This window comes from Microbacterium trichothecenolyticum (assembly GCF_030818955.1).
Lineage (GTDB): Bacteria > Actinomycetota > Actinomycetes > Actinomycetales > Microbacteriaceae > Microbacterium > Microbacterium trichothecenolyticum_B.
Genome location: NZ_JAUTBF010000001.1, coordinates 682,637 through 695,469 on the forward strand (window position 1 = coordinate 682,637; position 12,833 = coordinate 695,469).

General features: G+C 65.5%; 14 protein-coding genes. 6 read left to right on the forward strand and 8 right to left on the reverse strand.

Going from position 1 to position 12,833, the window contains the following annotated elements:
• Positions 1–21: 21 nt before the first annotated feature.
• The 7 genes from QE412_RS03250 to QE412_RS03280 all read right to left on the reverse strand — a co-directional run bounded on the left by QE412_RS03250 (position 22) and on the right by QE412_RS03280 (position 5,724).
• A complete protein-coding gene (locus QE412_RS03250) occupies positions 22–450 on the reverse strand; it encodes a hypothetical protein (RefSeq protein WP_307480085.1) in 429 nt (142 codons plus the stop codon).
• A 122-nt stretch (positions 451–572) separates the two neighbouring features.
• Positions 573–1,172, reverse strand: a complete 600-nt coding sequence (locus tag QE412_RS03255) for a VOC family protein (protein ID WP_307480088.1) — start codon at positions 1,170–1,172, stop codon at positions 573–575.
• A complete protein-coding gene (locus tag QE412_RS03260; RefSeq protein WP_307480091.1) occupies positions 1,169–1,888 on the reverse strand; it encodes an ABC transporter permease in 720 nt (239 codons plus the stop codon). Before QE412_RS03260 ends, QE412_RS03255 begins: the two co-directional genes overlap by 4 nt.
• Positions 1,885–2,814, reverse strand: coding sequence for an ABC transporter ATP-binding protein (locus tag QE412_RS03265; protein ID WP_307480094.1), 930 nt, complete (start codon positions 2,812–2,814; stop codon positions 1,885–1,887). Before QE412_RS03265 ends, QE412_RS03260 begins: the two co-directional genes overlap by 4 nt.
• Positions 2,811–3,608 (reverse strand): SagB family peptide dehydrogenase, encoded by a 798-nt coding sequence (locus QE412_RS03270; protein ID WP_307480097.1) that lies wholly within the window; start codon positions 3,606–3,608, stop codon positions 2,811–2,813. The genes QE412_RS03265 and QE412_RS03270 overlap by 4 nt, the downstream gene beginning before the upstream one ends.
• An 11-nt stretch (positions 3,609–3,619) precedes the next feature.
• On the reverse strand, positions 3,620–4,702 hold the full coding sequence (locus QE412_RS03275; protein ID WP_307480100.1) for a YcaO-like family protein: 1,083 nt from the start codon (positions 4,700–4,702) through the stop codon (positions 3,620–3,622).
• A gap of 83 nt (positions 4,703–4,785) precedes the next feature.
• Positions 4,786–5,724 carry a TOMM precursor leader peptide-binding protein gene (locus tag QE412_RS03280; RefSeq protein WP_307480103.1) on the reverse strand — a complete coding sequence of 313 codons (939 nt, stop codon included), beginning with the start codon at positions 5,722–5,724 and terminating at the stop codon, positions 4,786–4,788.
• A gap of 1,120 nt (positions 5,725–6,844) precedes the next feature.
• Here QE412_RS03280 and QE412_RS03285 point away from each other — a divergent pair.
• The 5 genes from QE412_RS03285 to QE412_RS03305 all read left to right on the forward strand — a co-directional run bounded on the left by QE412_RS03285 (position 6,845) and on the right by QE412_RS03305 (position 11,206).
• Entirely contained in the window at positions 6,845–7,468 is a 624-nt protein-coding gene (locus QE412_RS03285; protein ID WP_307480106.1) for an alpha/beta hydrolase family protein, read from the forward strand.
• A 109-nt stretch (positions 7,469–7,577) separates the two neighbouring features.
• Positions 7,578–8,549 carry an ABC transporter ATP-binding protein gene (locus QE412_RS03290; RefSeq protein WP_307480109.1) on the forward strand — a complete coding sequence of 324 codons (972 nt, stop codon included), beginning with the start codon at positions 7,578–7,580 and terminating at the stop codon, positions 8,547–8,549.
• Positions 8,546–9,352: a hypothetical protein gene (locus tag QE412_RS03295; RefSeq protein WP_307480111.1), complete on the forward strand. Its 807-nt coding sequence runs from the start codon at positions 8,546–8,548 to the stop codon at positions 9,350–9,352. The genes QE412_RS03290 and QE412_RS03295 overlap by 4 nt, the downstream gene beginning before the upstream one ends.
• A gap of 25 nt (positions 9,353–9,377) precedes the next feature.
• Positions 9,378–10,598, forward strand: coding sequence for a sensor histidine kinase (locus QE412_RS03300; protein ID WP_307480114.1), 1,221 nt, complete (start codon positions 9,378–9,380; stop codon positions 10,596–10,598).
• Positions 10,595–11,206 (forward strand): response regulator transcription factor, encoded by a 612-nt coding sequence (locus QE412_RS03305; RefSeq protein WP_307480117.1) that lies wholly within the window; start codon positions 10,595–10,597, stop codon positions 11,204–11,206. The genes QE412_RS03300 and QE412_RS03305 overlap by 4 nt, the downstream gene beginning before the upstream one ends.
• Before the next feature lie 37 nt (positions 11,207–11,243).
• On the opposite strand, the gene QE412_RS03310 is transcribed toward QE412_RS03305, so the two are convergent.
• Positions 11,244–11,456 (reverse strand): hypothetical protein, encoded by a 213-nt coding sequence (locus QE412_RS03310; RefSeq protein WP_307480118.1) that lies wholly within the window; start codon positions 11,454–11,456, stop codon positions 11,244–11,246.
• Between the two features lie 214 nt (positions 11,457–11,670).
• On the opposite strand from QE412_RS03310, the gene holA reads away from it, so the two are divergent.
• Positions 11,671–12,708, forward strand: coding sequence for a DNA polymerase III subunit delta (gene holA / locus QE412_RS03315; protein ID WP_307480121.1), 1,038 nt, complete (start codon positions 11,671–11,673; stop codon positions 12,706–12,708).
• The last annotated feature ends 125 nt before the right edge of the window (positions 12,709–12,833 follow it).

Here is a 12,833-nt window from a genome sequence, read left to right on the forward strand (position 1 = left end):
GCAAGCCAGATCAGATGTCACCTATCCGTGCAGCAGACCCAGCTGCTCCTGCACTGTCTCGTACCGGCGCAGGTAAACCTGCCGCCCGAGAGGTTTGTCGAGCTTGATGATCAAACGCTTGATGTATTGAGCGTGAAGCTCCTGCAGTTCCAGGTCGTAGCCGTAGCCGTCGATGACCGCGGGGACGACAGGCGCGACGCGAAAGAATCCGCCGAAGATGAAGTAGTTCGGCCCGTACGGGTAATACTGCGCCCAAGCCATCAGGTAACGGGCATCCCTCATGTTGTTGTTCGCGCTGACGGCGCGCCATCGGCTGAGGTTCAGCCATTCGGGGTGGTCGTCGACGAGGAAGTCCCATGCCTCGCCGCCGCCGTTGCCGGCACGCATGTTGAACTTCAGCTTCGTGGAGGCCGGCTCGGGCACGGGCAAGAAGTCCGCGAGGCGGATCATCGGTGGCCCGAGCTGGTTAACATGAATGAAGGCTACCGAGTGTGAATTCGCGACAGTTGCGCCCGATCAGACCTGTACGTGATCGGGAAGACTCACCGCAAGTCCCGCCCGGAACTCAGCATTTATAGGAACCGAAGAGTTTCTCTTTCTGGCCCATAGACGGTTCGGCGAGTTGCCTGCGAGTCATTGAAGATGGGGTACCACGATGAGCGAGGTTCTGAGCATGGTTGGGCACGGACGGAGGTTCCGAAAACCTTCAAGTAGAAATTATCGCTGGCGCTTGGTCGAGGTGAATACAACCGGCTGCCGACGATCCCCCCACCGATGCCGAGTTCGGTGGGATTGACGCCGGATACACCATGGCCCTCCCAGAGGCCCGTGGTGGCGCCCAACGGGTCGGCAAAGACGGCGATGCGGCCGGAGCAGCCGATGGGCACTGGTGGGGTGAGCGTCCTGCCGCCGGCCGCTCGAATGCGGTCGAGGGCGTCCTCCAGGTTGGGAGTGTGCAAGTAGGTGGCCCATTCGGTGGCCGCAGTGAGGCCGAACATCTTCGGGCCGATGGCCGCGACTTCCTGGTATCCGGCGTAGGCGATGCAGTAGGAATTCTGATCGGGTGCGGGTGCGAAGCTCCAACCGAAGTGCTGCGCATAGTAGCGACATGCCGCGACAACGTCGTCGACGCGAAGTTCCCACCAGCAGGGTTGGCCTTCCCGGATTCTCATCGGTGCACGGTCCGTTCGACGCGGCGATACCCCACTCCCGCAGCGATCGCGAACACCGCCGCGTATCCCACACCGACCAGGATGGCTTGCCCGGCCGGCGCATTGGTGAGAGCGGCGTAGATGAGGTCCATCCATGCGCCGGTGGGTGACCAGGGATGAATAGCACCGAGCAGACCGTCGGTGACGGGTCCGAACAGTCCGCCGATGAAGGACAAGGGAAAGTAGATCAGGTTCGTGATACTGGCGGCACCGCGGGCGGGAAGCCAGTAGCCCAGGGCGAGCCCGAACAGCCCGTGAACGATCGCACCGAGGAGGAGCGCTCCGAGGACGGCTGCCACAGTCGGGACGGACAGCGGGTGGAGCTTGCCTGCGACGAACGCTGCGGCGGAGATCGGGATGCAGAAGGCGGTGGAGAAGAGTGCGCCAGAGGTAAGGAGCGCAGCAATGCGCTGCCATGCCCGTCCGGGCAGGGTGAGGGTGTACGTATTCCATGGGTCGTCTCTGGTGGCGGCGATGCCGACACCGAACTGGAACATCATCGTCCCGAGGATCGCGAAGGCGCAGTACCCCAGGTAAATCAGGTCGGTGCTACCAGGTTGTTGGAGGCCAAGAAAGAGGTAGAGAACCGTCGGAAAGACCGCGAGCGGTAGCAGGAAGGAGGGTAGTCGCAGCAGTTCTTGGACGCTCGCCCGAACCGAGGCGATGACGATGCTCACCGCTGACCGTCCGTCTTCACATCGTTGCGGCCATTGTCGCCTCCGGCCAGGAGCGACTCGATCGCCTCCGCCAGGGTGGGCTTCCGGATGAGCAGCCCCGGATTGGGAAGGGTGTTCAGGATCAGTCGCGCTACCGCATCCGGCCGCTCGGTGATGGCCTCCACTCGACCGCAGGAAAGGCTCACGCGGGCACCCGGGTCGCACCGATAGATCATGGGCAGCACCTGGTCGACCGTGCTCGTGAACGTGAGTGTGATTCCATCGAGTTGGTCCTTGATCCCGGCGACGTCGTCGGACGCCACGAGCCGCCCATGAGCAATGAGCTGGATGGTGTTGGCAATCTGTTCTACTTCCCCCAGATCGTGAGAGGCGACCAGCACGGTGCGGCCCTCCTGTCCGAGAGCTCTGATCAGTTGGTGCAGCTGCTGCTGACCGGGGACGTCCAAACCGGCAACAGGTTCATCCAGAACCACCACCGGCGCGTTCCCCACGAGCGCGCACGCCAATCCGAGACGACGCGTCTGCCCGCCAGACAGCCCCCCACACAAGGACCTAGCCTGTTCTGCTAACCCGGCCCAATTGAGTACCTCGCGCACCGGCACTGGGGCGGGATAGTGCGCGGCAACCAAGCGCAGGACCTCCTCGACCGTCAAGGTGGCAGGGAAAGTCAATGCTTGCGGGGCGAAGCCGATCAGCTTGGAGGCTTCACCACCGCGTCGGACTCGGTGATCGGCAACCCACACCTCGCCGCGGTCGGGCCGACGAGCGCCGGTCAACAGCGCGAACGCAGTCGACTTTCCCGCTCCATTGGCCCCAAGGATGCAATGAACACCCGCGCCGAGGGACAAGCTAAAATCGTCCAACGCCGCCACTTCACCGAAATGTTTACTCACCCGTCTCCACTGAACGGTGGTTGCAGTACTCATGAGATTTCGATCGGGTGTCCGAAGGCAGCACTGTGCACGGCGGAGGCAGCGACGCCATCCAATCCGAATGTTGTATCCACATCCCGGTCGAAGAAGCCACCGACGGTGCACGCGCCGATACCTTCCGCTTCGGCGATGAGAAGCATGCTCTGCACGAGGTGCCCGGCCTCAATCAGGGCGAACCGGTATGCGCGCTGTCCGTACTTCACGCGAACACGATCAAAATTAGCGACAGTGAACACATGGAACGCTGCTGTCCCGGCGAGATCCTGGTAGGCCAGCACCGAAATGAGCCATTCCCGCGGGTCGCGGGTGATGTTCAACGGCAGAAGACGGTGATGATAGGGATCATATCCGTAGAAGCCTGCGTGAACATCATCGACGTTTGCAACGGTGACGTAGCAGTCCAACGGATACAGCGCCCCTGGTGACGGCGTTCCTCTCCCGTATGCGGTTGTGATCCCAGCTGCCTCGTCAAGCACCCGATAGAGTACCTGGCTGGCCACCGGCCGCCCGTCATCGAAAATGGGCAGGGATCGGCGGGATCGGAGAGCGTCGATCACACCCACAACGCTTTCCTGAGTGTCCTCGGGTGCGCGTATTGCCGAGGGGCCGGAGGCGAATACCGTTGGCGTACCGAAGCGCGCCAACGCTGCCGGATCGGTCGCGAACTCGTACGCGTACGCCTCGGAATAGGCCCCGCTCACCAGCGGCGACATCTTGGAAGCTACGAGGAAATTTTCCGCCGGGTCGTCCAGACCGGGCACCGGCAGCGGTCGGAACTGATCATTCACGAGGGCCCCTTTCACGGAAACGGATGAGGAACAGCGTTGGCAATCACCGGCAGCTGCGCCCGGTGGATTGCGGTGACGTCGAGGGTCGCGGCATTCGGGCTGAGCGCGCGGATCACATGCCAGCCTGCAGTTCGGACATCTGAAGAAGCGACGTCCGCCAAGTACACGGTCCACCCGGCACTTGCGCATCGGGACAAGGCACCCTCGAGGGTGAGTTCCGGTCCGGCCAAGAACTCAGTGACGCTGATGCGGGAACCGCTGTCGATGAATGCGTTCAGCGGCTTGTTGACCGGGTTGGCGTGAAGAGCGATGTGAGACTCCAACGACACCATCTCGTCAGTGAACCGTGCAGGTTCGATCGTCGTGGCCCAATTATGCGTGTGGACGCATTCGATGAAAGCTGCCCGCAGAGCCTGCTGGAGGGTTGGCTTGGCGGCGCACCCGACAGCGAGCCCGACGGTCTCAGAGCGAGCGCAAGCCAGCACACCGGACAGCCCACCGACCGCCGGCATCTTCACAAATCGAACCCGCACTCCCCGGAGTTGCACTCGCTTGGCCATCGCAGTGGCCTCGGGGTCAAGAGCACCGCTCTTCAGAACGTCCTCCAACGTCACGACGGGGTGCGTGAAGCCTCCGTACCATGCTCGGAGGAAGCTGTCTCGTTCGATAAGTTCGAACACCGCGGCCCGAGCTGCGGCTCCCGCCGTGCGGTGCGCGGCCAGCCCGTTGGAGGAAATGGTGCACCACTGACTTTCCCCGGTGGCACGCAGGTACACCAAGTCAGCTGGAACTCCCACCTGGTCCCCGCTGATCGGATCAACAGCCCAGACGTGTGCAACCTCGCCCGTTGCCGGCGGTGGGCTGAAGGGAAATCCCGGTGTTTGGTACTGGTCGTGGGTGAAGGGGAGCCACTGGGCCAGGCCCGTCCGGCGCTCGACGGGGATCTCGGGGAACGTGTCTGGAGTGATCGCCGCTGCGTATCGCTCGATCACTTCCCCCGTGCCCGATCCAATCAGTTGCTCCGCCGTGAAGCCAAACCCGGTAGCCGGTCGCGCCGGCGCATCAGTCAGGGTGAATGCGGGCAGGCGTGGCATGTCCATCATCACGGCTGCCGCTTGTATGTTCCCCGGTCGCACTCGGGTTGGGATGACGCGGCTGATGACCCCGAAATCGGGGCCTATGAGTCCGTCGCGGAGCTGTCGGGGCGCAACCAGGGATAACTGGTCGAGTAGGTCTCGATCGCGGAACAGGTTGGGCACCGGGGCACGCTCCAAACTCGTGAGGTGTACATGGTGAGATCGGTCAAGTTCAGCGATGTTGCATGCCCCACCGCGTCGTCATCGCGGCTCACAAACGCTCGTTTGATCAACCGAACGCCCACACGGGCGGCGAGCGCCAGGTCCTCCGTCTTCCAGCGCCGCACAAACGCCGGGCTTTCCGTCAGCGCCCAGTAGTCGTCGGCGTTTACTGCCGTGCCGCTATTTCGCAATCGCAGACACGTGTAGCACGCGGTGACCGGGGGGAGCGCTAGTGGGCCGATCAAGGCCGCCCGCCCGTTCGGGGCGCTCAAGGGCAGGTGCGGCCGCTGCGCTGTCCAAGCGGCGACTGCCATCTTCGACAGCTCCGCGGGGGCGGAGGACACAAGGAAAATGACATCGGCTAGCTCTGACGCCGTGGTCGTGACGTCTTCTGCCTCCGTCAACGCCGAACGCACCACGGATGCCAGAGCCTCATCGTCGCTCTCGACACCGATGTGCAGCGCACGATTCTCGGTCAGCGCATAGTCGAACGTCGCTGCTAGACCCGGAGTGTGGGTACGCCGTCGCGCCGGGTACGTCGTGAGTACGCCCGCGGAGATTAACCGTTCGGCCAGATCGATCGCGTCGACCTCCGGGACGGCCTGCGTCAGATGTTCGGGGGAAACCCCGCCGGACATGGCGCTGAAGAAACGCTCCACCAGTTTCCCCTCGGTGGGGAACCGCAAGGTGGTGCGGTCTCGCACGACGACAAAGCCGTCCCGGAAATCGCACCACCCCACGCCCGGAGCAAGCCGGTACTGCATGCTCAGTTCTTTCTTCTCCCACCCGCGCAGCAGGACGTCGTGGTCGAGGTACACAGCGAGAAGTCCATGGTGTACGTGTCCGCACCCGGACCCGTCATCTCGAACTCAATTTTGACTGCATCAGACATGGGCGCGCACGCGGGCGCAGGCTCCATCGTTGCGATACTCATTGCTACTCCTTTCGGTCGACTTGCGTCGGGGGCTCCACCGCGTCAAACCATCAGCAGTGATGCGTCTCCCACCTCGATTCGTAGCGTCGTCTCGCGGGCGAAAGCTGCGGACGCGCGAACCTTGCAGACAGGGTGAGAGTCGAGAAAAGGGGCCTTTACCGCCCGCACAAGTCGATGAGGCGGCTCGCGTGTTCGAGAGTTGGGTACGCGATCTGAGGCCGGCTCTCGATACCTGGCTCATCCTCCTAGTCGTCATCCCTCTGTCACCGCTCACCCATGGTGCGTCGGAGCGATAAGCGGTGTGAACCACCTGATCGGTGAGGCAGCTATGCATGACGCGCCTGCGCTCCACGTGGAGCGAAGCCCATCCTGCAGACGGCATGCGGCGCACGACAAGGAGCGAGCTGCTCCTGCACGGTCGTACCTGCGAAGATCGCCCTGTCGCCCTAGTGACTTGTCGAGCTCGATGACCAGACGCTCGATGTACTGGGCTCCACGTGGTAGCCGGAGCCGTCCGTCACGGAACGCATCACTGGCGTGATCCGGAGAAGATCGCCGAAGAAGATCCCACGTTTCATCGCCGCCGTTGCCGGCACGCATGTGGGAATCTAGTTATGTGGAGTGAGCTCGGGTAGCGAAGGGTGCGGTAGCAGCGCAGCTGGTCGTCGCGACCGATACGGGTGCTCAGAGCGATCGAAGATCATCGTGTTCTCCCACGTCGGCTGAATGTGTGGCGGCAGAGCACCGTCATCGGCGTACCCGGGGTCGATCTCATAGTCGTTAGCGAGCAGCAGCCATTGCACGGCCGCTGTCGCACTCTGTGGCGCGTCCGGTCCGAGCCTGATGGCCCGTATGGGCAACTTCGGCGCCGCGCCGGCGTTGTCGACCACAGCACCCCACTTGCCGGTCGGGCTGGTCACGAGCCGGCCGTGAGGTCGTGGCCCCATGCTGCTCGGAGTCGTGTCCCGGGCGCTGCTGCGCGCCGCTCGCGCTCTCTCGTAACCGTGCACGGAGGATTCGGTCTGTCCCTGCAGCCCGTGTCGGGCATCTCCGACCGCGCCGACGACCTCGACATGCTCTTCGCTCATGTTCGGGGTGGCGGCGAGCTCGGCAGCGGATGGGCCTCCGCGGGCCGCGGGCAGCGCAAGCGTCAGGCGCTCGACGATATCGGCGCCGTTGTCCGCCACGAATCCGCGTGTCGTCGCACCGTCAGCCTGATGGGCACCTCGCACGGTGGATGGCTGGCATTGCTGTGTGCTCTTCGCCACCCGTCGCTCATCGACCGGGTGTGCGTCACTTCGCCGATCACGCACCTGCCTGCCTACTTGCGTTCGGATATGGGGCGGAAGCACCGCGCTGAGTTCCCACCCGAGGACGTTCTCGACCAGTTCGATCCGATGACGCGTATCGCACGGGCGACCGGCGTCGTCCCCGACCTCATGATCGTGCACGGGGCAGCGGACACGACGGTCCCGAACCAGGATCCTGAGGCCTTCGCTGCGGCATGGCGGCGCGCAGGGGGTCGGTGTCGCATCGTTCGACATTCCGGAGGCCATTACGGTCCCACGGACGGCGAGGCTCCGCGCATCGTGCGCGAGCAGAGGAGCTTCGTCGGGGTCGATGCCTGACAAATGTCACATCTGCCGGTGATGCCGGGTCCTGGCCGAAACCGGACTCGGACATCACTGTAGAAGCATGGTCGACAGTCACTCTTCGGCGTCTCTTCCTTCCCTCAGCATGGACCGTGTCGATTCCGCGATCGTCGTCGAGCAGGCGCGTTGCGCATACGACGATTTCGTCGCGGTGGATGACGTGTCCTTCACGGTGCGTCAGGGCGATGTGCATGCCCTCCTCGGGACCAACGGCGCGGGAAAGACGACTCTGCTGGAGAACATCCAGGGCTTTCGTCAGCCCGCTGATGGAACGATCCGAGTGTTCGGACGAGACCCGTGGCGAAACCGGACGACGCTGGCGGCGAGGACAGGCACGATGCTGCAGGAATCGTGCTTGGTCGACGAGATGACGGTGGCGCGTCAACTGTCGCTCTGGCGCTCGATCAGTGTGCGTGAGGACTCGACAGACCGTGTGCTGGAGATCGTCGGGCTGACCCACCGCAGGAAGGTGCCGGTTGCGGTTCTCTCCGGCGGAGAACGACGCAGGCTCGACTTCGCGATGGCCATTTGGGGGAGCCCCGAGTTGCTCATTCTCGACGAACCGACCACCGGACTGGATCCGCAGTCGCGCCGCGCGATGTGGGAGATCATCGGCGACCTGCACGCAAAAGGATCGACCGTTCTCCTCACCACCCACTACCTCGACGAAGCGCAGAGCCTCGCGGATCACGTGACGATCCTGGATCGGGGCAAGGTCGCCGTCGCCGGGTCCCTCGCCGACGTGCTCGACAGCATCCCCGCGCGGATCTCGTTCACCTGTCATGCCGCCGTCGGCGAGCTGGCCGGGCTGCGGACACGCCTCCATGGAGCACTGGATGCCGCGGGCGACGCATCGATGAGCAGTGTGGAGATCCGCACCGGTGCGTTGCAGGAAGACGTCAGCACGGTCATGGACTGGGCGCGCGCGCAGAGCCTGAGCCTCGGCAGCTTCCGTTGCTCCCCGGCATCCCTCGAGGACGTGTTCTTCACGATGCCCACAGCCGCAGCCTCCCGCGGAGCGACGCGCCCGGAAATGACGACAGGAGGAGCACGATGACGGTGACACCGCCGCTCACCTCGACGGCCGACAACCCGGGGCGGCGCACCCCGCGAGGAGAAAGAAAGAGCGCCCCACGCCTGATCTTCGCGCTCGCCGCGGCCGAGATCGGCGTTTTCTTGCGGCAACCGGTGATAATCGCCCTGACCCTTCTGCTGCCTGCCGGCCTGCTTGCCATCACAGCGCTGGGACCGACCTCGGGGGGTGCCGAGCTCTGGGCCGAGACGGCGGGCCGCAACATGGTCGCCACACAGTGCATCACGGTCTATTTCGTCGCGTTGAACACCCTGACGGCGCGCCGCCACACACTCGCGCTCAAGCGCCTGCGCAGCACTTCGCTTCCCAGCGCCGGCATCGTGGCGGGGCTTCTGGTCCCGCCGCTGCTGGTGGGCGGGTTCCAGATCGTGGTGATCTTCGCCGGCATGATGCTTCTCGGCGCTCCCGCCCCCCAACGCCCTCTGCTCGTGGCGATCTCCGCGGTGCTCGGGATGAGCGTCGCTGCTCTGGCGGGCGTGATGACCAGCGGTTTCACGGCCACACCGGAGAAGGCGCAATGGACGATGATGCCGCTCTTCGTGGCGGCGCTCGGGGCCACCGCGGTTCTGCCCGTCGTCGATGCGGGGCTCGCGGTCGCCGTGCGCGCGGTTCCGTTGGTGGCGAATGCTCACCTAGCGGCGGCAGGATGGTACTCGGCGACGGAGGATGTCGGCGCGGTCGCGCTCGATCTGATCTACATCGTCGCGTGGGGCGGTTTCTTCGCTCTGATCAGCTGGAAGACGTTTCGCTGGGAGAGACGGCACTGACGAGCACGTGAAGATGCGGGGGCGGATGAGCGGCGACGGGCGAGAACACGACGGTCTCCGTGCCATCTCGCTGTACGTGCACGCGACCCACGTGATCCTCGCGGTGGCGACGGTGGCGCTGCCCACGGCCGCCTTCATCGTCGATCCTCGACCTTTCGCCATGGTCGGCCCGGGAGCTGTGTCAGCGATCATCGTCGGTGCGGGCGGCGCGTTCCTCGTCGCAGCCACGTTCGCTCCTCATCACCGACTCGCCCGATGGTTGCAGAGACCGGGCGCTACGACAGGGCTGCGCCTGGCCGTGCTCGCTGCCGCTGTCGTCGTCGAAGCCCTCCTTCCGCCCGCCTCGCCGCCCCATCTCGCCGAGGCGGTCCCGATCGCGTGGGCGCTGTTGGCTGTCACAGGCGGTTTCTCGCGGCGCGGAATGGCGCGATTGCTCGCCTCCGCGGTGGGCATCGGGATCGTGACGTGGACGGTCGACTTCGTGGTGGGGCGGGACTGGGAAGCCGTCACCCTGATCGTCGCAGCCTTGCTCACACTCGGAGTGTTCGGACAGGACGTGGTCTACACGCTCGCCATCGAGCTCGACGATCTCCGCACGCGCGAGGCCGAGCGTGCCGTGCTCACGGAACGCAGGAGGTTCGCCGGCGACCTCCACGACATCCAAGGTCAGCATCTGGGACTCATCACGGTGGAGTCCGAATTGGTCAGAAGACTGATCGCACGCGGTGACTACGCCGCAGCGGCAGCGCACGCCGAACGGGTCCAATCGATCACCATCGAAGCCCTCGACGAGATGCACCGGGTCGTCCACGCGAATCGCGAGGTCCGTCTCGACGAAGAAATCGCCAATGCGATGCGCGTGCTCCGGTCCGCGGGAATCTCCGCCCGCCGGAATACCGCCGATGTGTCCTCTCTCGATGACGAAACGGACCGCCTGCTCGGTCTCACCGTCCGCGAGGCGATCACGAACGTCCTCAAGCACACGCGGGCGCGTACCTGTTCGATCGAAGCGCGATATGAACGCCGCCAAGGCCGAGAGGGCGTTTCCCTCGTCGTCGTGGACGCTCCATCGAGCGCCCGGCCCATACCTTCGACCGGCGGGATGTCATCCGGGACGGGCTTGAAGACCCTCGCTGAGAGATATCGCCGACGGGGCGGGACTTTCGCATTCGACCAGAGCGATGGCGGCCGCCTTGTCGGATGGCTCCCTCTCGCGAACCCCGGCCCCCAAGGAGACGCATCATGAACCCCATCAAAGTGGTCCTCGCCGACGACGAGCAACTCCTCCGGGAGGCAGTCGTGACCCTGCTCAGTCTCGACGAAGACATCGAGATCGTCGGCACTGCTCGCGACGGCGCTGACGCCGTCGACGTCGTCGCGCGCACGCGACCGGACATCGCCGTACTGGACCTGGAGATGCCCCATCGCGACGGGCTCGAGGCCGCCGCCGAGATCCGCGCCGCATCACCCGATACCCGGGTGGTGCTCCTCACGCGTTACGCCCGCCCGGCTGCGCTGCGACGGGCTCTCGAAGCCGGCGCTGTCGCCTTCGTCACGAAGGCGACTTCCGTCACAGAGTTGCCGCACATCCTACGCACGGTGCACGACGGCGGCCGCTATGTGGACGGTTCCGTCGCGACCGCCGCGTTGTCTGAGAGTGGATGCCCCCTCACGGATCGCGAGATCGACGTTCTGCGGGAGTCGATCGACGGCGCAACGGTGAGGGTGATCGCCGAGCGTACGCATCTCGCGCAGGGCACCGTGCGCAATTACCTCTCGACAGCGATGACAAAACTCGGAGCAGAGACCCGCGTGGGCGCGGCGCGCATCGCGTGGAGCGAGGGATGGATCTGAGATCGCGGCTACGCGGGGCGCGCAGGGAGCGAACGACTTATCGGCGGCGCCACCGGGGGAGGCCGACCGCGAGTCGCACGGCGAAGTAGACGACGGTCGCGCCCACAAGCACCCACCGCCACGCGTCGGGCAAGCGATCCGGGAAGAGCACGAACAGCAGGAGCACCACTGCCCCGATCTGCACGAGAGCCGCGAGGAGCTCCCGGCCCGGGGTCGATGCGGGCCCCAAACCCATGATGTCCGCGGCCAACCCCCTCCTAGCGTGGGGAGGGGTGTGGGGCTGATCGTCGGGCCAATGCGTCATCATGTTCCCACCGTGCCAAGCTCCTCCGGCCAAGGACAGGTACACCCATCACCACTGGGATGACATCCGTCATGTTCTGAACTCGTGCGCTGCCTTCTCGTGCCGTCCGTCGGCGGGCGCTGCGCGGTGCGATGTCCGAGCCGATCGGTAGGCTGGGCTAGTGACCCCGGCACCCCGACGATCCGCTCCCGCGAAGGCGAAGTCCGTCATCCCGCAGGTGTCGTGGCGCACCCCGCAGCCGGCTCCGATCGTGCTCGTCTCGGGCCCCGAAGAGGTCTGCGCCGAGCGGGCGATCGCCGGTATCCGCGCGATGCTGAAGAGCGAAGACCCGAGCCTCGAGGTCACCGACATCCGCGCCGACGACTACGCCGCGGGCACGCTCCTCGCCGTCACCTCGCCGTCGCTCTTCGGCGAGCCACGCCTGGTTCGCATCAGTGGCGTCGAGAGATGCAGCGACACGTTCCTCACCGAGGCGGTGTCGTATCTTTCGCAGACGCAAGAGGGCGCCACGGTCGTCCTGCGGCACACCGGCGCCAGCGTTCGCGGCAAGAAGCTGCTCGACGGCATCCGCGCGGGCCAGGGGAGCGGCATCGAGATCGCCTGCCCCGCGGTGAAGCGCGACTCCGACCGATTCGACTTCGCCGTCGGCGAGTTCAAGGCCGCGGGCAAACGCATCGCCCCCGTCGCCCTACGCTCACTCGTGTCGGCCTTCGCAGACGACCTCACCGAGCTCGCCGCGGCTTGCCAGCAGCTCATCGCCGACGTCCCCGGCGACATCGACGAACGCATCGTCGAGCGCTACTACGGCGGCCGCGTCGAGACCTCTGCCTTCACCGTGGCCGACACCGCCATCGCCGGTCAGTACGGCCCGGCCATGCTCGCCCTGCGTCATGCCTTGGCATCCGGGGCCGACCCCGTACCCCTCGTCGCCGCGGTCGCGATGAAGCTGCGCACCATGGCGCGCGTCGCCGGCACCCGCGAGTCGTCGTCGGCTGCGGCTCAGCGTCTCGGTATGAAGGACTGGCAGGTCGACCGCGCCCGCCGCGACCTCGTCGGGTGGACCGGCAACACGCTCGGCATGGCGATCCACGCCACTGCCCGCGCCGACGCCGAGGTGAAGGGTGCCTCCCGCGACGCCGTGTTCGCGCTCGAACGCATGATCACGGTGATCGCGACGCGCGCGCCCTACGGCGACTGATCCGCGGCCGTCCAGAGCCCGGCGGTCATCGGGCCCGCCGGGCGCCGCACCCGGCGCACCCACCCGCTGGGGCGTCTCCCGGCGTCGCACCTGCCCGCCCGGCAGCACGAGAACAGGGGATCGCG

Excerpts from the sequence above, each read along its gene's own strand:
- QE412_RS03290 (WP_307480109.1), top strand. The coding sequence starts at position 7,578 with ATGGACCGTGTCGATTCCGCGATCGTCGTCGAGCAGGCGCGTTGCGCA.
- QE412_RS03275 (WP_307480100.1), bottom strand. The coding sequence starts at position 4,702 with ATGCCACGCCTGCCCGCATTCACCCTGACTGATGCGCCGGCGCGACCG.
- QE412_RS03265 (WP_307480094.1), bottom strand. The coding sequence starts at position 2,814 with ATGAGTACTGCAACCACCGTTCAGTGGAGACGGGTGAGTAAACATTTC.
- QE412_RS03295 (WP_307480111.1), top strand. The coding sequence starts at position 8,546 with ATGACGGTGACACCGCCGCTCACCTCGACGGCCGACAACCCGGGGCGG.
- QE412_RS03250 (WP_307480085.1), bottom strand. The coding sequence starts at position 450 with ATGATCCGCCTCGCGGACTTCTTGCCCGTGCCCGAGCCGGCCTCCACG.
- QE412_RS03300 (WP_307480114.1), top strand. The coding sequence starts at position 9,378 with ATGAGCGGCGACGGGCGAGAACACGACGGTCTCCGTGCCATCTCGCTG.
- QE412_RS03305 (WP_307480117.1), top strand. The coding sequence starts at position 10,595 with ATGAACCCCATCAAAGTGGTCCTCGCCGACGACGAGCAACTCCTCCGG.
- QE412_RS03255 (WP_307480088.1), bottom strand. The coding sequence starts at position 1,172 with ATGAGAATCCGGGAAGGCCAACCCTGCTGGTGGGAACTTCGCGTCGAC.